This window comes from Mycobacterium sp. 5-140-3-2 (genome assembly GCF_035666375.1).
Lineage (GTDB): Bacteria > Actinomycetota > Actinomycetes > Mycobacteriales > Mycobacteriaceae > Mycobacterium > Mycobacterium intracellulare.
On the sequence record NZ_CP142025.1, the window covers coordinates 1,763,217 to 1,783,218 of the forward strand.

General features: G+C 66.0%; 17 protein-coding genes and 3 pseudogenes. 13 read left to right on the forward strand and 7 right to left on the reverse strand.

Annotation, left to right across the window (positions count from 1 at the left end; all coding sequences use genetic code 11):
- Positions 1–2 precede the first annotated feature (2 nt).
- Together P6281_RS08425 and P6281_RS08430 are read left to right on the forward strand one after the other, a co-directional pair.
- Entirely contained in the window at positions 3–329 is a 327-nt protein-coding gene (locus P6281_RS08425) for a hypothetical protein (RefSeq protein WP_163714759.1), read from the forward strand.
- A gap of 36 nt (positions 330–365) precedes the next feature.
- On the forward strand, positions 366–512 hold the full coding sequence (locus P6281_RS08430) for a hypothetical protein (protein ID WP_317727752.1): 147 nt from the start codon (positions 366–368) through the stop codon (positions 510–512).
- A gap of 5 nt (positions 513–517) precedes the next feature.
- Here the strand turns inward: P6281_RS08430 and P6281_RS08435 are convergent, their stop codons facing one another.
- Genes P6281_RS08435 through P6281_RS08445 form a run of 3 tightly spaced genes read right to left on the reverse strand, consistent with a single transcriptional unit; the run spans position 518 to position 3,180 of the window.
- Complete coding sequence (locus P6281_RS08435; protein ID WP_324738730.1) at positions 518–1,546, reverse strand: DUF2889 domain-containing protein; 1,029 nt, start codon at positions 1,544–1,546, stop codon at positions 518–520.
- A gap of 10 nt (positions 1,547–1,556) precedes the next feature.
- On the reverse strand, positions 1,557–1,991 hold the full coding sequence (locus P6281_RS08440) for a Zn-ribbon domain-containing OB-fold protein (RefSeq protein WP_163714764.1): 435 nt from the start codon (positions 1,989–1,991) through the stop codon (positions 1,557–1,559).
- A 1-nt stretch (position 1,992) separates the two neighbouring features.
- Positions 1,993–3,180, reverse strand: a complete 1,188-nt coding sequence (locus P6281_RS08445) for a thiolase family protein (RefSeq protein WP_324738731.1) — start codon at positions 3,178–3,180, stop codon at positions 1,993–1,995.
- Between the two features lie 109 nt (positions 3,181–3,289).
- On the opposite strand from P6281_RS08445, the gene P6281_RS08450 reads away from it, so the two are divergent.
- From P6281_RS08450 to P6281_RS08460, 3 genes are read left to right on the forward strand one after another with little or no spacing between them, the layout of a single operon-like run.
- Entirely contained in the window at positions 3,290–3,748 is a 459-nt protein-coding gene (locus P6281_RS08450; protein WP_163714768.1) for a MaoC family dehydratase, read from the forward strand.
- Complete coding sequence (locus tag P6281_RS08455; RefSeq protein ID WP_163714771.1) at positions 3,745–4,938, forward strand: thiolase family protein; 1,194 nt, start codon at positions 3,745–3,747, stop codon at positions 4,936–4,938. Before P6281_RS08450 ends, P6281_RS08455 begins: the two co-directional genes overlap by 4 nt.
- A 3-nt stretch (positions 4,939–4,941) precedes the next feature.
- Positions 4,942–6,504 (forward strand): class I adenylate-forming enzyme family protein, encoded by a 1,563-nt coding sequence (locus tag P6281_RS08460; RefSeq protein WP_324738732.1) that lies wholly within the window; start codon positions 4,942–4,944, stop codon positions 6,502–6,504.
- A gap of 10 nt (positions 6,505–6,514) precedes the next feature.
- On the opposite strand, the gene P6281_RS08465 is transcribed toward P6281_RS08460, so the two are convergent.
- Both P6281_RS08465 and P6281_RS08470 read right to left on the reverse strand, forming a co-directional pair.
- Positions 6,515–7,813: a TetR/AcrR family transcriptional regulator gene (locus P6281_RS08465; protein WP_163714777.1), complete on the reverse strand. Its 1,299-nt coding sequence runs from the start codon at positions 7,811–7,813 to the stop codon at positions 6,515–6,517.
- Positions 7,814–7,842: 29 nt separating this feature from the next.
- On the reverse strand, positions 7,843–8,157 hold the full coding sequence (locus P6281_RS08470; RefSeq protein ID WP_009953792.1) for a hypothetical protein: 315 nt from the start codon (positions 8,155–8,157) through the stop codon (positions 7,843–7,845).
- A gap of 121 nt (positions 8,158–8,278) precedes the next feature.
- Between P6281_RS08470 and P6281_RS08475 the strand changes: the two genes are divergently transcribed.
- Entirely contained in the window at positions 8,279–9,478 is a 1,200-nt protein-coding gene (locus P6281_RS08475) for an amidohydrolase family protein (protein ID WP_009953793.1), read from the forward strand.
- On the opposite strand, the gene P6281_RS08480 is transcribed toward P6281_RS08475, so the two are convergent.
- Positions 9,475–10,629 carry an acyl-CoA dehydrogenase family protein gene (locus tag P6281_RS08480; protein ID WP_324738733.1) on the reverse strand — a complete coding sequence of 385 codons (1,155 nt, stop codon included), beginning with the start codon at positions 10,627–10,629 and terminating at the stop codon, positions 9,475–9,477. The genes P6281_RS08475 and P6281_RS08480 overlap by 4 nt on opposite strands.
- Before the next feature lie 220 nt (positions 10,630–10,849).
- On the opposite strand from P6281_RS08480, the gene P6281_RS08485 reads away from it, so the two are divergent.
- The 3 genes and pseudogenes from P6281_RS08485 to P6281_RS08495 form a co-directional block, all read left to right on the forward strand.
- Positions 10,850–11,044: a ferredoxin gene (locus tag P6281_RS08485; protein ID WP_009953795.1), complete on the forward strand. Its 195-nt coding sequence runs from the start codon at positions 10,850–10,852 to the stop codon at positions 11,042–11,044.
- Between the two features lie 76 nt (positions 11,045–11,120).
- Positions 11,121–13,412 carry an acyl-CoA dehydrogenase family protein gene (locus P6281_RS08490; RefSeq protein WP_324738734.1) on the forward strand — a complete coding sequence of 764 codons (2,292 nt, stop codon included), beginning with the start codon at positions 11,121–11,123 and terminating at the stop codon, positions 13,410–13,412.
- Between the two features lie 44 nt (positions 13,413–13,456).
- A pseudogene (locus tag P6281_RS08495) lies at positions 13,457–14,644 on the forward strand (acyl-CoA dehydrogenase family protein); the annotation flags it as partial.
- Here the strand turns inward: P6281_RS08495 and P6281_RS08500 are convergent.
- Positions 14,596–15,382 (reverse strand): annotated as a pseudogene (locus P6281_RS08500) (acyl-CoA dehydrogenase family protein); the annotation flags it as partial. The pseudogenes P6281_RS08495 and P6281_RS08500 overlap by 49 nt on opposite strands.
- A 93-nt stretch (positions 15,383–15,475) precedes the next feature.
- Here P6281_RS08500 and P6281_RS08505 point away from each other — a divergent pair.
- From P6281_RS08505 to P6281_RS08520, 4 genes and pseudogenes are all read left to right on the forward strand, one after another.
- Positions 15,476–16,993, forward strand: coding sequence for a class I adenylate-forming enzyme family protein (locus P6281_RS08505; RefSeq protein ID WP_317727740.1), 1,518 nt, complete (start codon positions 15,476–15,478; stop codon positions 16,991–16,993).
- A 36-nt stretch (positions 16,994–17,029) separates the two neighbouring features.
- Positions 17,030–17,838 (forward strand): annotated as a pseudogene (locus tag P6281_RS08510) (enoyl-CoA hydratase-related protein).
- Between the two features lies 1 nt (position 17,839).
- Positions 17,840–18,691: a mycofactocin-coupled SDR family oxidoreductase gene (locus P6281_RS08515; RefSeq protein ID WP_324738735.1), complete on the forward strand. Its 852-nt coding sequence runs from the start codon at positions 17,840–17,842 to the stop codon at positions 18,689–18,691.
- Between the two features lie 8 nt (positions 18,692–18,699).
- A complete protein-coding gene (locus P6281_RS08520) occupies positions 18,700–19,995 on the forward strand; it encodes an FAS1-like dehydratase domain-containing protein (RefSeq protein ID WP_324738736.1) in 1,296 nt (431 codons plus the stop codon).
- Positions 19,996–20,002 lie beyond the last annotated feature (7 nt).

Below are 20,002 nucleotides of genomic sequence, written 5' to 3' on the forward strand. Positions count from 1 at the left end.
CGATGGCCGAGGACGAACTAGCCGAGTTCTTGGCGCAAGGACCGTCCGGCGCGATCTGTGTCGTCGACACCGACGGCCAGTTGCTGGCCCTACCGGCGCGGGTGGTCGACTTCGATTCCGCCACAATCGCCGTCGTCGTTGATGGTGTGAAGGGTGACGCCGCACAACGCGCTGAAATCCATGCGTGCGTGGTGGCTGACACCTTCACCGCCTATCGGGACATTCGCGGTGTGATCTCGCAGGGAACAGTGATCTGGCCACCCGCAACGAATCACGTGACCACGCTGACGGTTAGCCGCACACGTACGTTCTCGTTCGCCAACGCTTAGAGGATTGAACGCCGGGATTCTGGCTATTCAGTAGCCATGTCAGGATTCGATACCAGCCAACCGATCACCGACGAGGCGTCCCTCGAGGACATCGACGAGACTGACGGCGCGACCAGGCCGAAGTCCGCCACACCTCCCGCTCAACCCGACGAGCTGGGCGACGCGACGCCGGGCCCGCGCTGACGCGCTCAGGCTTCCTTCGTGAGGCGTATCAACGCCTCGGCATCGGCCATGCTACGCAGCAGGTCGTTGAGGTGGGTGCATGTGCTGGTGCCGCATAATTCTCGGCGCACACGAAAGTGAAGTTCCTGCAACGTCATTCCGGTGATTCGCGCAGCACTGGCGACGGCTCCGGGGCATTCCTGCCACGGCAGCACGCGCGGTGTGGCCCGCGAATCGACGATGACGCCGGTCTCGGTGTCCACGACGGCGTCCAGGGTGTACTCGTGGATGATCGTCTCCACCCCGTCGCTTCGCACGTAGGTGTCGCGGAACATCGCATCGATGCCGACTCGCCCGGCGCGTTCTTCGTAGACGTCGATGCGCCGCCTGCGGCGCATGGCGTGGCGCGGCAGCGCCGCCACTTCGTGCCAGGCCCAGGGGTCCCCAGGATCCTGGCCGTGGTCGAGGTCGGGAGCCTTTGGGCCGGTGACGATCGCGGGATCGCCCGCCTCGAACGAAGTCATTAGCAGACCCCCGGTCGCGAAGCCGGCGCACTGGTCAGCGACCGGCAGGTAGTACCCGGACTTCGCGACATCGCCGAGCAGGTTGGACGCCGACAGCGCGTGGCCGGAGATCAGCGTGGTGACGGGAACGTCATCGAGCAGGGTGTAGCGGAGGTCGCGGGCGAGCCGCAGCTCGGGAGCCACCACGTCGGCCGCGGCGCGGAACCCGCTCATCGCGGGTGCGCCCGCCAGTCGAGACATCGCGACGACGGCTGGCGTCACCTCGATGTGACGGACGACCCGGGCGACCAGCTCGATGGTGGCCGAGAGTGTCGCGGAGCCGAGTTCGGTCACCGTTTTGTCGCCGGCTGTCCACAGATCGCGCGCCCGCCCACTCAGATACACCGGGTCCAGCGAGCCCTCGTCGCGGGTCATGTCGATCGACGTGGTCCGGCGCGCGGATCGCGGCCGGCGCGGCGGATTGCCGGTCGTGGGTTCGTGCACGCCGTGCAGGGGATGAAGCCCGAATTGCGGAGAGCCCAGGTCCGTCACTGGATGGACTCTAACTCTCCTCGGCCGGTCGGAACGCGAAGGTCACCAGCGATTGACCGTCGGCGGTCTCCAGGGTGGTGGTGGTCGAGACCAGGCGCTGGCCGATCCGCAGTTCGTCGGCGGTCGCGTCGACGATCAGCGTCTCCACCAGCACGCCCTCGGCCAGCTCGACGAAGCCCACCACATACGGCTGGAACACCTTCGGATCCCGATTGCCCTTGTAGGGCAGCGGTGGCGGGAACTCCTGCGTCGTATACGTGTACAACGTTCCCGCGGTGGACAATTCGATCGGCTCGATGTCCTGCTGAATGTCGGAGTCGCCGTCGAACAGCTCGGGCCGCTCTGCCGGGAACTTCACCGCACCCGACGAACGCCTGCGCGAAGCGAACAGCACCGCACGGCCGCCGTCGACCCGGAACAGTCCCTCGGTGATCAGTGCGGTCATCTCAGGCCACCTCGATGACCATCGCGGCACCCATACCACCGCCGGCGCACATCGACAGCACGCCGATACCCCCACCGCGCCTGCGCAATTCGTAGATCGCCGAGGTGACCATGCGGGCGCCGGTTGCGGCGATCGGGTGGCCCAGGCTGATACCCGAGCCGTAGACGTTGACGATCTCCTCGTCGAGACCGAGTTCGCGCGCGCACGCCACCGCCTGGGCGGCGAACGCCTCGTTGATTTCGAATAGTGCGACATCCTCGAGCTTGCGGCCCGCCAACTCGAGCGCCTTCGGGATAGCTTTGATCGGCCCGCTGCCGGTCCGCGTCGGGTCCAGTCCGACCTGCGTCCAGGACAGCACGCTTGCCAGCACATCCTGCTGGGTGTCCGGGCTGGCCAGCGCGACCACTGCCGCGGCATCGTTGATCCCGGAGGAGTTTCCTGCCGTCACGGTGAAGCCGTCGATCTCAGGATGCAGCACCTTCAGCCCGGCAAGCGACTCCATCGAACTCCCGCGGCGTGGATGCTCGTCCTCGGCGAAGGTAATTACGCTGCCGTCGGCCTGGGGCACCTGGAGCGGGATGATCTCGTCGGTGAACGCCCCAGTGTCGATGGCCTTGATCGCACGCTGATGGCTGCGCAGCGCCCACTTGTCCTGGTCCTCGCGCGTGATCCCGTACTGAAGGTTGCAGTTGTGCGCGACGGTGATGGACATGTCCATGGCGGGCGCTTCCGCAGTCGGCGGATGCGACTCGGGGAACCACTGCGAGTAGTCCTCGGGCGACTTGCCTGTGGTGAAGAGCTTGCGCTTCTGCATGATTGGGCCGGTCGACAGCGACTCCATACCGCCGGCCAGGATGGCGCGGCTCATCCCGGACGCGATCTGCCCAGCGCCCACGGCGATGGCCGAAAGACTCGATGCGCACTGGCGGTTCACGGCGAGCCCGGGAATGTCGAGCATGCCGAGGGCCACCGCGATGTAGCGGGCACTGTCGCCGCCGCCCTGCATGCTCTCGGCCAGCACCAGGTCGTCGAAGTCCGCCGCGTCCAGTCCGGAGCGTTCGACGACGGCCTGCACGACGGGTTTGGCGAGCTCGATCGCGGGCATGTTGGCCAGCGTGCCCTTGCGCGCCGTTCCGATCGGTGTGCGGGCAGCGGCCACTATCGCTGCGCGGGACGTGGTGGTGGCCATGTGTCTCCCAAGTCGTCAGAGTTGACGGGCTGCTTGCCCGACGAGCGAGGCCAGTCTATACCGTTAAATAGATATCGGTATATCGGCGCAGGCGACGTTGGGAGCAGCGATGAAGGTGATCAGGTCCGTGGACGATGCACTCGCGACGATCGGTGAGGAACTGGGCGTCAGCCGGTGGGTGGAAATCGACCAGAGCCGGATCGACGCCTTCGCCGACGTCACGATGGATCATCAGTGGATCCACGTCGACGTCGAGAAGGCCAAGGCCGAAAGTCCTTACGGCGCAACGATCGCGCACGGCTTTCTCACGCTCTCGCTCATCCCCGGTGTGAGCAAGGACAACTACCGCGTCGAGAACGCCAAGATGGGCATCAACTACGGACTGAACAAGGTGCGATTCCTGTCCGCGGTCACCGCCGGTAGCCGCATCCGAGTCCGGTCTGACCTCGCCGACGCCACCAAGGTCGCCGACGACACCGTGAACCTGACCGTGCGACACACCGTCGAGATCGACGGAGTCGACAAACCGGCCGCCGTGGCCGAACTGATCGCTAGGTTCGTCTGGTGACCAGTGGCCCGTTCAACGGCAAAGCCGTCCTGACCGGAGCGGGTAAGTCGCAGGTCGGCCGCAGGCTGGGCCGGACGGGATTGGACCTCACCCTCGAGGCGGTGCTGCGGGCGATCGCCGACGCCGGGCTGAGCGTCGACGACGTAGACGGGATCGCCAGCTACCCGGGACCGGGTGTGCCGGACGCGGGATTCTCCGGTGCCACCGTCCAGGAGGTCCGCAACGCACTCGGACTGCGCTCCCGCTGGTACGTCTCGGCGATGGAGACAGCGGGGCAGATCGGGCCGGCAATCGAGGCCTGTATGGCGGTCACGCTCGGGCTGGCCAACCATGTCGTGGTGTATCGGTCGGTGTGGGAGTCCACCGCCGCGCAGCAGGCCGGCGGCGGCCGCGCCTCGGTGCTGTTCGGCGGCGGGGAATTGCCCCCGCACCTTGAGTGGATGGCGCCCTTTGGCGCACTGTCGGCGGCGAACTGGCTGGCGATGCCCGCTCAGCGCTATATGCACGACTTCGGTCTGACCCGCGAGCACCTCGGCCGCATCGCGATCAACGCCCGCACCAACGCCGGACTCAATCCCGATGCGGTCTATCGCGAACCGATGACGATGGACGACTACCTTGAAGCGCGGATGATTTCCGAGCCGCTGTGCCTCTACGACTGCGATGTGCCCTGCGACGGGGCCACCGCCGTGATCGTGTCGCGCCGCGACGCCGCCAATGGTCTGCCGCGACACCCGCTGACGGTGGAGTCCGTCGGGTCCGGGATGTTCGAGCGGGCGACCTGGGATCAGCGCTGCGACATCACCACGATGGCCGCGCACGATTCGGCGGCCACGCTGTGGGAGCACACCACCCTGACCCCCGCCGATGTCGACATGGCCCAGCTCTATGACGGCTTCTCCTTCCTGACCGTGATGTGGCTGGAAGCGATGGGCTTCTGCGAGCACGGCAAGGTCGGCGAGTTCGTCGGCGACGGTTCGGCTATCGCACTGGACGGTTCGCTGCCGATCAACACCAGTGGCGGGCAACTCTCCGGCGGTCGGCTGCACGGAATGGGCTTCCTGCATGAGGCGTGTGTCCAGCTGTGGGGCGAGGGCGGCGATCGGCAGGCGCCCCGCACCCCCGAGGTGGTGGCCGTCGGTGTGGGCGGCGGGCCGGTGGCCGGATCGATGCTGCTGAGTAGCCGGTAGCCCATGTCGAGGGCCGAAGTCGACGACATGACGCTCGGTGACATCGTGACCGACAACGCGGTCCGCTTTCCCGACGTCGTCGCCTACCGGTACGGCCAGCGCACCGTGACCCACGCACAATTACGGGACCGGGCAGCCCGATTGGTGTCGGCCATGGCCGCGAACAGGGTGAAGCGCCAGGACCGCATCGCGGTGTTGAGCCGCAACAGCATCGAGTTCGGCGAACTGAACGCGGCCGCCCAACTCGGCGGAATCATCATGGCCACCATCAACTTTCGGCTTTCGCCACCCGAGATGGATGATGCGCTGCGGCGCGTCGCCCCGTCGATCGTGTTCTGCGCCGCCGAGTTCGTGCCGGTGATCGGCGATCTCATCGCGGATATGCCGTCGCCGCCGATGTTGGTGGTCATCGGCGGACAGGCTTCGCAGGGGATCACGGGCTACGAACGATTTATGGAGGAAGGCCGCAGTGGGGAGCCCGACTTCGTAGCCCGGCCGGACGACACCGCGTATCTGCTGTTCACCAGCGGCACGACCGGCGCATCCAAGTGCTGCATCCTCGGACAGCGAGAGATGCGTAGGGTCGCATTCACCATGAACAACGAGATGCGTTGCGGCAGCGCCGATCGCGGGCTGATCAACATGCCGATGTTCCACTTCGGTGCGCTCGGGATTATCGGTGGACTGCATGCTCGAGGCGGAACCGTGGTGCTGCAGCAACAGTTCGACGCGGCCGATGCGGTGCGGCTGATCGCCGACGAGCGCATCACGGTGCTGCATCTGGCGCCGGTCATGCTCAGGGCGCTCCTCGATGAGGTGAGTGATCGCTTGGCGGTGGAATCGGTTCGAACGGTGGTCTATTCGGCTGCGCCGATGACCGCGGCTATCCTGCGGCGGGCACTCGCCGTTCTACCGGACGCGGGTTTCCTCAACCTTTACGGACAGACGGAAGCCATTGTCTCTGGACTGCCCCGCGAACTGCACATCCTGGACGACCCCAACGCTGCCGAGCGGCTGAGCTCGGTTGGCTTCCCATTTCCCGACACCCGGGTACGTGTGGTCGATGCGGACGGTGGCGTCCTGCCGGTGGGGCAGGCAGGTGAGATCGTCGTGCGGTCCGACTCGATGTTTCGCGGCTACTGGCAGGACGCGGCGGCGACGCAGGCGACGCTGCAGGATGGGTGGTGTCGCACCGGCGACATGGGTCGACTGGACGAGCGCGGGCTGCTCTATTTGATGGACCGCAAGAAGGACGTGATCATCAGCGGCGGGGAGAATATTTATTCGCCCGAGGTCGAGGATGCGGTCAGTGCGGTTGACGGAGTAGCCGCCTGCGCGGTCGTCGGGGTGCCCGACGACAAGTGGGGCGAGGCGGTCTGCGCCGTTGTGGTGCCGCGCGGCGGTGCGTCGCCGACGCTGGAAATGGTGCAAGAGGGCGTGCGGCAACGACTGGCGCGCTACAAGGTGCCTCGTCGACTGGTGTTGGTCGCCGATCTGCCTGTACTGGCCAGCGGCAAGGTGGACAAGAAGCGACTGCGCGCCGAGCTGAAGGGCGCCGCCGGCTGAGCTCCTATGTTCACGCTTTACGCAGGAGCGAACGGCGCAACAGCTTGACCATCAACTCAGCGGCCTGCTCGTCGCTGTTCGGTCCGCTAGCCCCCGTCGGCTCGGACATCCGGCCCAGGACCGCCACGAACACCGCGCCTGCCACGTCAGCGTCGATGCCGGGCGGCAGGTCGACGGTGGACAACAACGCGGCAACCGCCTGAAAAATCGCGCCGATACCGTGGTCCACATCGGCGTTGGAGAGCTGTTCTGCGACCGTGCCGTCGAACCACGCCCGGATCACGCCGCGGTAGGTGCGATGGAATCGGACGTAGCCACGCATCCATTCGGTCAGCGAATCCGCGGCCTTGGCAGGCAGGGCGGCGGCGTGCTTCTCGATCTCGGCGACTGCTCGGCGGGTCAGTTCGGCCAGGATCTTGTCCTTGGTGCTGAAGTACCGGTACAAGGTCGCGCGGCTGACATCGGCGGCGGCCGCGATCTCCTCCATGCCGATGGCGTAGTAGCCGCGTTCGGCGAACAACGCCGAACTGACCGACAGCACATCCTGCGGAATCGGCGATCCCGACGCCTCGACGGCCGCCGGTGTCGCCGCGGCATTGTCGAGGGCGCGGGGCGTGGTTCGCGCGCATCCGTCTCTTGCCGGTGCTACCACCTGCAACACGTCGGCTGGGGTCTCGGGGAACAGCATCAGCTGCAATGCACCGGTCAACGACCACGTCACGGTCGCGCGAGCGGGCAAAGGGAACATGTCCCGGTACCGGTAGAGGTGAACCATGTGGGGGATCCGCCCGAGTGCTGCGGCCGCATCGTCGGCTTCCAGATCCCGCAGGCGTGTCCGCCGCAGCCGATCGGTGACGGTCTGATGGAACTGGGCGGCGGCCGAGCTGGCATCGATGACGGCCAACCCGGTGGCCGTGCCGATGCCTGGAAACTCGGCGAACACCGCGGCGTGGGCGTCGTAGATATCCGCCCATGCGACGAGCCAACGGTGCAGCGCATCCACTCCGTCGACTGTCGGGCCGAGTTCACCGAGGTGTTCACCGTGTGCCAGCACGTCGCGTTCGGCCAGCGCACTCAGTTCGCGGAAGATCTCCTCCTTGCCCGCGAAGTATTGATACACGGTCGCACGAGAGGCGCCGGCCGTCTTCGCGATGGCGTCAAGTGAGGTGGCGTGAAATCCGTTGGCCAGGAACACTTCCGCGGCGGATCCGAGTATGCGCTCGCGGGTGTGCAGGCCGCGGCGTCCCACACCGTGATTGGCGGCGGGGGCATAGCCGGAGCGCCGCAACTTGTCGGGAGTGCGGGCCATGTGTGAATTATCCGTCAGCGCCGACACGCTCATCGGGCCGACGGCGCTCCGGGCAGGTTGCGCTTGGCTTTGCCCGGATAGCCGAAGAACTTCTCGAAGTTGGCGTCGTTTATGGGCTGCGCGCTGTTGCGGGCTGCAGCGGACCGCAGTGCATCGAGGCGGGCCTGGGCCTTCTCGAGCGCCTCGACCGGCCCGGATTGCTGCAGGCCTTGCACCTCTCGCGCAGCCGCGGCGATTTCGAGGCGCAGTCGTTCGCCCGCTTCGCCGAAGGTCAACAGATCGTGGTCGTCTTCATCGACCTTGTTCCGGCCTGCGTCTTCGGCGGGTCGGTCCGTGGATTCCATGTCGCGCCTCTCAACTGCTGGACGGATGTGGCGTGTGTCATATAGTCTGTGAGACGAACCGTCAGAAAACAAGACGATATGTCAGAAAAATACGACTGATCCTCAGATGCGAAGGAGCATCATGCCGCTTCAGGATGACCACCAGATCGTGTCCGTTGATGACCACTTGGTCGAGCACCCACGCGTGTGGCAGGACAGGTTGCCGCAGAAATACCTCGAACAGGGCCCGCGCATCGTCGAGGAAAACGGCATGCATCTGTGGCACTACGACGGTCAGGTCTTCCCGACTATCGGCCTGAACGCGGTCGCCGGCAAACCGCCCGAGGAGTGGGGCATGGATCCCGTCCGCTATGAGGACATGATTCCTGGCTGCTACGACCCGGTCGCGCGGGTCGCCGACATGGACCTCGACGGTGTGCAGTCGGCATTGTGCTTCCCGTCGTTCCCGGGATTCGGCGGCGGCACGTTCCAGCGTGCCGAGGACAAGGACCTGGCGCTGTTGTGCGTCAAGGCGTGGAACGACTTCTACATCGACGAGTGGTGCGCGGTGGCGCCCGAGCGCTACATCCCGCTGGCGATCCTGCCGACATGGGATATCGACGCATGTGTGGCCGAGGCAGAGCGCGTCGCCGCCAAGGGCGCGCGCACGATCTCGTTCCCGGACAGCCCGGTGCCGCTGGGTCTGCCGTCGTTCCACTCCGATCACTGGGACGGCTTGTGGCGGGTCTGCTCGGACGCCAAGATGCCGGTGTCGCTGCACTTCGGGTCCGGCTCGTTCGTGCCGGGTTTCTCGTTCTCGACGATCAAGCCGGTCCCGGGGCAGATGGCGGTGCCCGACGCACCGTTCGCGGTCGCGACGGCACTATTCTCCACGAACCTGATGTGGTCCACGGTCGACCTGCTGTTCTCCGGCAAGCTGCAGCAGTTCCCGGATCTGCAGATCTCGCTCGCTGAGGGCGGCATCGGTTGGGTGCCCTACATCCTCGAGCGAACCGACTACGTGTGGGAGCGGCACCGCTACTACCAGAAGATTGACTTCGACACCCGGCCTTCGGATCTGTTCCGCAAGCACTTCTGGGGATGCTTCATCGACGACGAGCACGGCCTGACGAACCGGCACAGCATCGGCATCGACCGGATCATGCTCGAGATCGACTTCCCGCACAGCGATTCCAACTGGCCGAACTCGCGCAAGCGGGCAGCCGAGGTCCTTGCCGACGTACCCGACGACGAGTGCAGGCTGATCGTCGAGGAGAACGCCCGCCGGATGCTCAACTTCCCGCGGGTGGGGGCGGTCGATCGGCAACTCGCCGGCGTCTAGAGTTTGCCCCGCGAGACCAGCTGTGCGGCAATCACGTTGCGCTGTATCTCGTTGGTGCCTTCGCCGACGATCATGAGAGGTGCGTCGCGGAAGTAGCGCTCGACGTCGTATTCGGTGGAATAGCCGTAGCCGCCGTGGATTCGGACGGCGTTGAGCGCGATTTCCATGGCGACCTCCGATGCGAATAGCTTGGCCATCCCGGCCTCCATGTCGCATCGCTCACCGCTGTCGTATTTCTCTGCGGCGTAGCGGGTGAGTTGGCGCGCCGCGGTGAGTTTGGTGGCCATGTCAGCCAGATAGTTGCCGACCGACTGGTGCTTCCAGATCGGTTGGCCGAAGCTCTCCCGCTCCTGCGCGTATTTCAGCGCGTCCTCGAGTGCTGCGCTTGCCACCCCCAGTGCCCGCGATGCAACCTGAATACGGCCCGTTTCAAGGCCTTTCATCATCTGGGCGAATCCTCTGCCCGGCTCGTCGCCGAGGACTGCCGAAGTCGGTACCCGGCAGTCGTCGAACGACAATTCGCAACTCTCCACGCCCTTGTAGCCCAGCTTGGGCAGGTCGCGCGAGACGGTCAGACCCTGACCGTGTTCGACCAGGACTATCGAGATGCCCTTATGGCGTGGCTGCGCTTGTGGATCGGTCTTGCACAGCAGTGCGATGAGGCCGGACCTACGCGCGTTACTGATCCAGGTCTTCGCGCCGTTGATCACCAGCTCGTTGCCCTCGGCTCGTGCGGTGGTCGTCATCGCCTGCAGGTCGGAGCCGCCACCAGGTTCGGTGAGCGCCATCGTGGCACGCATCTCCCCGCTCGCCATGCGTGGCAAGTACTTCTGTTTCTGTTCTTCGGTGCCGTACAACGAGATCAGCTTGGCGACCACGGTGTGTCCGCCCATCGCACCGGCCAGGCTCATCCAGCCACGGGCCAACTCCTCGGTCACTTTTACATAGCAGGGCATCGATACCGGTGAACCGCCGTATTCCTCGGGCACGGCAAGCCCGAAGATTCCGATCCGCTTCATCTGCTCGATCCACGCTTCCGGGTACTCGTTGGCGTGCTCGACTGCGCGGACCGTGGGCTTGACGTCGCGGTCGACGAAGGCCCGCACGGTTTCGACCAGCATGGTCTCTTCATCGCTGAGCGCGACTGTCATTGCAGCTCCTATCGAACATAGATGTCAGAACCAAGTGGAACATAGCCGGGTTGATCGCCACAAATGTGCACTGAATCTGCGATATAAGGCAGGAATATGTAGCGACACACGTGTCAGAACAAGTGTGGCCTAGCGGTGTGTCGAAATAGCTAAAGCTTTAGTCTTATGCTGAAAACTTGGATGAGACCGTACGCCTGGACGGTCGAGCGGAGGAGGTCTTATGAAGGTTCGGCTCGAGCAGTCGAAGTGCGTGGGCCATGCCCAGTGTTACGCCGTCGACCCGGATTTGTTCCCGATCGACGACTCCGGCTACTCCATCCTGGGGGAGCGTGAGGTGCGACCGGAAGACGAGCAGCTCACCCGCGACGGGGTAGCGGCATGCCCCGAGCTTGCCCTCATTCTCGAAGACGGCTGACGGGCGCGCTTGCCAAGCGGCTGCATTAACCGGCACACTGCAGACATAGTTAACCAGGTTGACTTTGTGGAGTGCCATGCAGACTGCTGATTGGCGGCCGCGTCTCGAGTTGCTACTCGCCGAGTTTCGTCGTCAGGCCGACGTCGCTCGGTCGGGCGTTGAACCCGACCGTATCGAGGTGGCCCGCGCTTGGCACGCCGAACTCGTCGACCACCAGCTGGCTGCGCCTGGGTGGCCCCGCGAGGTCGGTGGACTCGACCTATCGCTGGCGGATCAGCTGGACTACTACCGGATGACCACGGATGCGGGTGTGCCACCGCATCCGTGTCCGCTGTCGTTCATCCTCGCCCCCACGCTCATCGCGCACGGCACCCAGCAACAGAAGGATCGTTTCCTCACACCGCTGCTGCGCGCGGATGAGTTCTGGTGTCAAGGGTTTTCCGAGCCTGGGGCGGGCAGTGACCTGTCCTCGCTGTCCACCCGCGCGGTACGCGACGGCGACGTGTACCGGGTGACGGGGCAGAAGGTGTGGACCACGATGGCCGATCGCGCCGACTGGATGTTCGCGCTGGTGCGGACGGGGTCGGGGGACAAACCATCGGACGGGATCACCTATCTCTTGATCCCGATGAAGAGCCCCGGGATCACCGTGCGTCCCCTGCGCGACATCAGTGGCGCGGCGCATTTCGCCGAGGTCTTCCTCGACGATGTCGCGGTGCCCGTCGAGAATGTGGTCGGCGATGAGGGCGCGGGGTGGTCGATCATGCGCACATCGCTGGGCCACGAGCGGGCCACCGCCTTTCTGGCCGACGAGTTCAAGTACCGGCGCACGGCCGACCGGGTGATCGATCTTGTCGTCGCACAACAGCTCGACGACGACCCGCTGGTCCGCCAGGACGTTGCTCGCCTGGAATCCGGGGTCCGCACCATCGCCGCCAACAGCGCCCGCGCGCTGGCCGCGGTGTTGCGCGGCGAGGATCCCGGCGGTGTGGCGTCGGTGAACCGATTGGTGAAGTCGGAGTTTGAGCAGCACATGCACGCGCTCGCCCTGCGCGCGGCCGGTCCCTATGCGGCGCTGGGTAGCCGCGCATCTGACGCCGTCGACAAGGGGCGCTGGACGTTCGGCTATCTGATGAGCCGTGCGACCACGATCGGCGCGGGCACCGCGGAGATCCAACGCAATACCATCGCCGAGAGTGTGCTCGGGCTGCCGTCACACCGCGGCGAGGGCACCCGGGAAGCGGCCGTCACGCCCGGCGCCCCGCTCGCCGTGCCCGAGGAAGATGAACGCGAGCTGCGCGAGGTGCTGGCGGCGACATTGCGGGCCAAAGTGGACGAAGCAGCATTGCTCGACCGCAAGCGTCCCGTCGATGCGGCCGAGCCCGAAGTGTGGTCGGCGCTCGTCGAATTCGGCCTACCGGGCCTTGCCGTCGATGAAGCCTTGGGCGGCGCCGGCGCCCGACCGCGGTTGCTGTACACGGCCGTCGAAGAGGCCGCGAAGGCATTGGCCCCGGCGCCGCTAGTCCCGACCGTGATCGGGCTCGACGTCGCGTTACATTGCGGCGCAAAGGCTTTGGTCCAGCGAATCACGGGCGGTGCAACGGCGGCGTTCGCCGTACCCGTGAACGACAACGGCTGGGTGACCAGCGGCCCTGAGCTGCCCGAGTGGGACGGAACTGGTCTCTCCGGTGTGGTCCCGATCGTGGCGGGAGCACCACACGCCGAGGTGCTCGTGGCATTGGCTCGCGTCGCAACCGGGGTGGGTGAGGTATTGGTGGCCGTCGACGCATCCGCCGACGGCGCTGAGGTGACGGCCCAGCAGCCGCTCGACCTCACCGGCACCATCGGCGCGGTGACCTTCAGCGGGGCGGCGGGGGAGGTGCTGGCCGACGGAACCGATGTGCCTCGGATGTTGGCCGCGGCGCACCGCAGGGCGGCCCTGGCCGTGGCCGCGGATTCCGTTGGGGTTGCGTCGCGCGCGCTGGCGATGGCCGTTCAGTGGGCACGCGAACGGCATCAGTTCGGCCGCCCCATCGGCAGCTTCCAGGCCGTTTCGCACCGGTGCGCCGACATGCTGGTCGCACTCGAGGGCGCCCGCAGCCAGATCCTCGAGGCCGCCGAGTCCGACCTCGAGGAGTCGGGTTACCTGGCAGATTTGGCCGCCGCGGCCGCACTCGATGCCGGTGTCGCCGCCACCGAGGGTGCGCTGCAGATCCACGGCGGCATCGGCTTCACCTGGGAGCACCCGATCCATTTGCTGCTGCGCCGCGCTCGGGCCAACTCCGTGTTGGTCGGCCGTGCCGACGCGCTGCGAGACCGGGCGGCCGGCGAACTGTTGGCGCCAAACCGACAACAGCGCTCCGAATAACGTTGAGGCGCTGAGACGTTCGTATCGAACAGGAAGACGGAGACGTGGAATACGGAATGGGTCCCGAACTGGAGGTCTTTCGCGCGGAGGTGCGGGCTTTCATTGCGGAGCATGCACCGCCCATACCGCCGCGGGCGGGCGTGCGCAGCGCCGAGAATGAAGCCGAACTCAAGGCGCTTCAGGGTTGGACGGCGCGTCTGTTCGAAGCCGGCTACGTCGGCGCCGACTGGCCCGTGGAGTTCGGCGGCCGCGATGACCGCTCCGCTGAACACGCCATCGTGGTGGGCGAGGAGCTGGCCCGGGCCGCGGTGCCGGGCGTGCCGAGCGGTAACGCGCTGGCATCGCATGCGCTGATCCACCACGGCACCGATGACCAGCGCCGCCGGCATCTGCCCGAGATCCGCGCGGGTCGACAGCTGTGGTGCCAATTGTTCAGCGAGCCCGGTGCAGGAAGCGACCTGGCGTCGCTGCGTACCCGCGCTGTGCTCGACGGTGATACCTATACCGTCAACGGGCAGAAGGTGTGGACCACCGACGGACACTGGGCCGACTACGGATATCTGTTGGCGCGCACCAATTCCGACGTCCCCAAGCACAAAGGCATCAGTGCGTTTATCCTCGACATGTCCAGCCCGGGCATCACGGTGCGCCCGCTGCGCGAGCTGACCGGCACCTCGGACTTCAACGAGGTCTTCTTCGATTCCGTTGAGGTGCCGGCCGAGGCGATGATCGGAGAACCGGGACAGGGCTGGGCGATCGCAAACGCCACGTTGGGGCATGAACGTACCAGCGTGGGCGCTGCGGTCGTCAAGTTGAGGCTGGCCATTGAGGCACTGGTGCAACTCGCCTCGCACCTCACCGTCGACGGTCGCCTCGCGATCAACAACGACCGGATCCGTGATCGGATCGGCGAGTTCAGCGCCGAGGTGGAGGCGCTGTCCGCGCTGACGTACGCCAATCTCACGCGTTGGCTGCGTGGCACCGAGCGCCTGCACGACGGCGCGATGGCCAAGCTGATGTTCAGCGAGCTGAATCTCGAGATGGCACGCTTCGCAGTCGAACTCGGCGGCGAGGCAGGCGTTTTGGTGGAGGGCGACCCGGACGTTCTCGACGGCGGCCGCTGGCAGGACGAGTGGTTGTACGCTCGGGCCTACACCATCGCCGGCGGTAGTTCGGAGATCATGCGCAACCTGTGCGGCCCACAGCGTGGCCCGGCCGGCCTCCACCGCGACGGCCATGTCGGCGCAGTGATGCTTGACTGCCTGGAACGACCCGATCGGCGCGCCGAACTGCTCCCGCTGCTTGGCGTAAGACACCGTCATGTCGAGCAGTCGGGCCGCCGCGCCCAATGCGTCGAACGCCCGGTGCACCGCCAAAGCGTCGCGCAGCAGGGCCAGCGTGCCGGCAGGCAGCTGCGTCCAGTCGGCGATCGTCGCGTCGAGGTCCAGGCGTGCCCACGAACGGCTCAGGTCGAGCGTCGACATGCCCGGCAGCGTCGGGGCATTCAGGACCGCCAGGTACTCGCCGTCGTCCACGTGGCCTGCCACCGCGATGGAGTCCATATCGGCGGCCATCGGCACCGGGCGCGTGACACCGCTCAGCCGCAGCGCATCGCCATCGAGAATGGCGTCGGGACCGAGCGTCAATCCGGTCAGTTCGCCGTCTCCGGCGGGCGAGTCGACGTGGTCGAGCAGCCAGGCCGCGATATTGAGATCCGCAACCGGGAGCGAGCTGGCCGCGTATCCGTGCTCCTCGGTGAGGATGGCGAGATCCACATGGGTGCCGCCCATTTCGGCAGTGAGCAGCTCCAGAAGACCCGATTCCGCCGCATGCGCGACCGCCGCAGGATCGACGGTGACCGCAGCCGCGTCCAGCGTCGCGCGGACCCTGGCGATGGGGTCGTTTTTGGTGAGCCAGGCCCGCTCCGCCGCGGCGAGTTGATCCTGTTCGTCCGTCAAGCCGAAGTCCATCGCAAAACCTTTCACAAAGTTGACCTAGTAAACCATGTCCACTAGGTTCAGGAGAACGGCTATCCGCCGCGGAAGTCGATCCGGAAAGTCACGATGACGAGCATTGACGATGCGCTGGGACGGCTCTGGGACGCCGACGACGGCGACCGCATGTTGGAGTGCGACGGACGCTGGGCGTCTTGGGGTTCCGTTCGGTCACTCACCGAGCGGATCGACCAGGAACTGACCGCCGCTGGGTGTCAGACCGGCGGCCGAGTCGCCGTCGTGCTATCCAATCGAATGGAGTCTGTCGCGGCGCTCATCGCGATCTTTCGGGGCGGACGCACGTTGGTAACCATCAGCCCGCTCCAGCCGCCGGACCGGCTGAGCGACGACCTCGCGGCGTCCACCGCTCCCTTCGTCCTTGCGCCTGCCGCATTGTGGTCCGACGAGGTGTTCAACCGCGTCGTCGCCGATCTCGGGGCGACCGGCTGGAGGCTCGACGACGGCGAACTCGAGCTGCAGGTACGGGGAACGACGGAAGCGGTGAGCGGTGATCCAGCGGTAGCCATCGAGATGCTGACTTCGGGCACGACGGGTGTCCCGAAGCGCATCCCCCTGACCCGCGCGCAGCTCGAGGCCTCCCTGGCTTCGGCGTTGCGGCACAACGATCGTCCGGAAGTGAGAACCAAGCCGCCGCTGACCGGAGCGGTCGGCCTGGTGACGTTGCCGATCGTGCACATTGGCGGGCTCTGGTCGTTGTTGCAGTCTCTGGTCGCGGCCCGGCCGATCGCGATGCTCGATCGATTCACGGTGCCGGGTTGGCACGCCGTGGTGAAGCAGTATCGGCCCGCGGTGGCAGGGCTGCCCCCGGCGGCCATGCGATCGGTGCTCGACTCTGACATTCCGCGCGAGGATCTGGCGAGCATCCGCGCCATCAACGCGGGCACCAGCCACGTCGATCCCGAGCTGGTCGACGCGTTTTACCAGCGGTACCAGATCCCGATCCTGGTCGTCTATGGGGCGACCGAGTTTTCCGGCGCGGTGGCCGGATGGACGGTCAAGGACTTCCACGCGCGATGGACCGAGAAGCAGGGCAGCGTCGGACGCGCCTTTCCCGGTGTGCGGTTGCGGGTCGTCGACGACGATGGCGCTGCGGTCAGCCGGGGGGTCACCGGCAGGCTGCAGGTCGCCACACTGCAGGCCGGCGGCGCCGGAGACTGGATCACGACCAGTGACCTAGGGCATCTCGATGAAGATGGTTTCCTCTACATCGACGGCCGCGCGGACGACGTGATCGTGCGCGGCGGTTTCAAGGTGTCCCCGGAGACGGTCGTCCGCACATTGCGTGCGCACCCGGCGGTGGCAGATGCCGCCGTCGCGCCCATGCCGGATCAGCGGTTGGGCCAGATTCCGGTTGCCGCAGTTGAATTGCGCCCAGGCGCCGCCGCCGACGGCGAGGCGCTCCGGGAACACTGTCGGGCCACACTGACGCCCTATGAGGTGCCGGCCCGCATCTTCGTCGTCGACGAGTTGCCTCGTGGAGCGGCACTCAAGGTCGATCGTCGGCGTCTAATCGCACTGCTCGAGGACCTTGGCGTGCCGATCGGTCAACCGGCCGCCGCAGGCTGAACTCCGGCACTGCCAATCCAATCGGAAGGAGACATCGTGGCTGAAACCCTGACAGAGGTGACCCGCCAAGCCGCCGTCGTCGAGCGGCGGGGCAACGTCGCGCTCATCACCATCGACCGCCAGATGCGCGCAACGCCGTCAACGGCGCGGTCAGCACGGCCGTGGGTGACGCGCTCGAGGAGGCGCAGCGCGATCCCGGGGTGTGGGCCGTCGTCATCACCGGTGCCGGCGACAAGTCATTCTGTGCCGGCGCGGATCTCAAGGCCATCTCACGGGGTGAGAACCTCTACCACGCCGAGCACCCCGAATGGGGCTTCGCCGGTTACGTGCACCACTTCATCGACAAACCCACCATCGCCGCAGTGAACGGCACCGCGCTCGGCGGCGGCTCAGAGCTCGCCTTGGCCAGCGATCTGGTGATCGCCTGCGAGAGTGCGAGTTTCGGACTGCCTGAGGTGAAACGCGGCCTGATGGCGGGTGCGGGCGGCGTGTTCCGGATCGTCGAGCAGCTGCCACGCAAGGTCGCGTTGGAGTTGGTGTTGACAGGTGAGCCGATGACAGCCTCCGACGCCTTGCGGTGGGGCCTGATTAATGAGGTAGTGCCGGACGGCACCGTCGTGGAAGCCGCCCTGGCACTCGCCGAGCGGATCACGTGCAACGCGCCGTTGTCGGTGCAAGCCAGCAAGCGGGTCGCCTACGGTGCCGACGACGGGATCATCGGCGCGGAGGAACCCAAGTGGGAACGCACGCTTCGCGAATTCACCGAGTTGTTGAAGTCTGAGGACGCCAAGGAAGGTCCGTTGGCCTTCGCAGAGAAGCGTCAACCCGTATGGAAGGCACGCTGAAATGGGTCGAGTGCAGGACAAAGTGGTTCTGGTTACCGGAGGAGCCCGCGGTCAGGGCCGCAGCCACGCCGTCAAGCTGGCCGAGGAGGGCGCTGACGTCATCCTCTTCGACATCTGTCACGACATCGAGACCAACGAATACCCACTGGCGACATCGCGTGATCTCGAGGAAGCCGGTCTGGAGGTGGAGAAGACCGGCCGCAAGGCCTACACCGCCGAGGTCGACGTGCGAGACCGGGCGGCCGTGAGCCGCGAACTCGCCAACGCGGTCGCCGAATTCGGCAAACTCGACGTGGTAGTTGCCAATGCCGGCATCTGCCCGCTGGGCGCTCATCTGCCGGTTCAGGCCTTCGCCGATGCCTTCGACGTCGACTTCGTCGGCGTCATCAACACCGTCCACGCCGCGCTGCCGTACCTGACGTCCGGCGCGTCGATCATCACCACCGGATCGGCCGCCGGCCTCATCGCAGCCGCCCAGCCCCCCGGCGCCGGCGGCCCGCAGGGCCCGGGCGGCGCAGGCTACAGCTACGCCAAACAGCTGGTGGATTCCTACACCTTGCAGCTCGCCGCACAGCTCGCTCCACAATCCATCCGCGCCAACGTCATTCATCCGACGAACGTGAACACCGACATGCTCAACAGTGCGCCGATGTACCGGCAGTTCCGACCAGACCTCGAGGCGCCGAGCCGCGACGACGCCCTGCTGGCCTTCCCCGCCATGCAGGCGATGCCCACCCCCTACGTCGAAGCCTCGGATATTTCGAACGCAGTCTGTTTCTTGGCCTCTGACGAGTCCCGGTACGTAACGGGCCTGCAGTTCAAGGTCGACGCCGGCGCAATGCTGAAGTTCTAGGAGGACCGATGACCACCACAGACAAGCACACCGCCGACGCGGCCGCCGAAGAGGGCCGCATCACCGACGAGGACATCGAACGCGCCAAAGGGCAGATCGGAATTCCCGTTCACCAGCGCGACGAAGCGTGGAACAAGCTGCCGTCGGCCGACGCCATCACGCACTTCGCCTTCGGCTGCGGTGACGACAACCCGTTGTTCCACGACCCGACGTACGGGCCGTCGACACGCTGGCACGGACAGATCGCGTCGCCGACCTTCCCGATCGCGACGGGCCTGGATCAGACCCCCAAGTTCACCGATCCGGAGCGGAAGAAACTGTTCCGCGGTTTGTTTCGCGGGACCGGCAAGTACTACTCGGGGGTGAAGTGGACGTGGTACCGCCCGATCTACGCGGGCAGGCCGGTCTTAGCGGAGAACTACACCCTCGACGTCCAGGTGAAGGAAAGCGAATTCTCCGGTGGGCGTTCGGTCAAGGAAACCTACCGTTACCTCTACGTCGACGTCGACGGCAACCCGATCGCGACCCGCGACGAGTCCTACATCACCGCCGAGCGTCACGGCTCGAAGAAGTCCGGGAAGCTTAAGGACATCGCGCGCAAGCACTGGACTCCCGAGGAGTTCGCCCAGGTCGAGGAGGAGTACGAGGCAGAGCGACGGCGAGGCGCTGATCCCCAGTGGTGGGAGGACGTCTCGGTGGGCGACGAACTCCCCGGAATCATCAAGGGCCCGTTGACTGTCGTCGACATCATCTCGATGCACATGGGGTGGGGCTGGGGCGGCTACGGCGTGGGGCCGCTGAAATTCGCCCACCAATTACGCAGGCGGATGCCCGCTTTCTACCAGCAGGATGAGTATGGCGTCCCCGACGTCGTGCAACGACTGCACTGGGATGCCGAACGCGCTCAGGCACTTGGTATTCCGGCGCCGTACGACTATGGTCAGATGCGCGCGGCGTGGGTAAGCCACCTGCTGACCAACTGGATCGGTGACGACGGCTGGCTGGCTGAGATGGATCTGCAACTACGCGGCTTCAACTACCACGGAGACGTGCACCGCTGCACTGGTACGGTCACCTCAAAGGGAGAGGGGGCTGAAGACCCAGTGTCGCTGGACGTCTTCGCCACCAGCCAGCGGGGCGAAACCACCACGCGAGGCACCGCCAAGGTGTTGCTGCCGTCGAAGGCGACCGGTGCTGTTGTGCTGCCGATCCCGGATGCCGATCTGCGAAGGCGGGGAGCACAGGTCGTTTCGCGAGTTTCTGGCAAAGTCGGTGAAGAAATGCGACGACTGTATGGAGAGTGAGATCACC

Excerpts from the sequence above, each read along its gene's own strand:
- P6281_RS08505 (WP_317727740.1), top strand. The coding sequence starts at position 15,476 with ATGACGAGCATTGACGATGCGCTGGGACGGCTCTGGGACGCCGACGAC.
- P6281_RS08440 (WP_163714764.1), bottom strand. The coding sequence starts at position 1,991 with ATGACCGCACTGATCACCGAGGGACTGTTCCGGGTCGACGGCGGCCGT.
- P6281_RS08465 (WP_163714777.1), bottom strand. The coding sequence starts at position 7,813 with ATGGCCCGCACTCCCGACAAGTTGCGGCGCTCCGGCTATGCCCCCGCC.
- P6281_RS08515 (WP_324738735.1), top strand. The coding sequence starts at position 17,840 with ATGGGTCGAGTGCAGGACAAAGTGGTTCTGGTTACCGGAGGAGCCCGC.
- P6281_RS08490 (WP_324738734.1), top strand. The coding sequence starts at position 11,121 with ATGCAGACTGCTGATTGGCGGCCGCGTCTCGAGTTGCTACTCGCCGAG.
- P6281_RS08520 (WP_324738736.1), top strand. The coding sequence starts at position 18,700 with ATGACCACCACAGACAAGCACACCGCCGACGCGGCCGCCGAAGAGGGC.
- P6281_RS08450 (WP_163714768.1), top strand. The coding sequence starts at position 3,290 with ATGAAGGTGATCAGGTCCGTGGACGATGCACTCGCGACGATCGGTGAG.
- P6281_RS08425 (WP_163714759.1), top strand. The coding sequence starts at position 3 with ATGGCCGAGGACGAACTAGCCGAGTTCTTGGCGCAAGGACCGTCCGGC.
- P6281_RS08430 (WP_317727752.1), top strand. The coding sequence starts at position 366 with ATGTCAGGATTCGATACCAGCCAACCGATCACCGACGAGGCGTCCCTC.
- P6281_RS08475 (WP_009953793.1), top strand. The coding sequence starts at position 8,279 with ATGCCGCTTCAGGATGACCACCAGATCGTGTCCGTTGATGACCACTTG.
- P6281_RS08480 (WP_324738733.1), bottom strand. The coding sequence starts at position 10,629 with ATGACAGTCGCGCTCAGCGATGAAGAGACCATGCTGGTCGAAACCGTG.
- P6281_RS08460 (WP_324738732.1), top strand. The coding sequence starts at position 4,942 with ATGTCGAGGGCCGAAGTCGACGACATGACGCTCGGTGACATCGTGACC.
- P6281_RS08445 (WP_324738731.1), bottom strand. The coding sequence starts at position 3,180 with ATGGCCACCACCACGTCCCGCGCAGCGATAGTGGCCGCTGCCCGCACA.
- P6281_RS08470 (WP_009953792.1), bottom strand. The coding sequence starts at position 8,157 with ATGGAATCCACGGACCGACCCGCCGAAGACGCAGGCCGGAACAAGGTC.
- P6281_RS08485 (WP_009953795.1), top strand. The coding sequence starts at position 10,850 with ATGAAGGTTCGGCTCGAGCAGTCGAAGTGCGTGGGCCATGCCCAGTGT.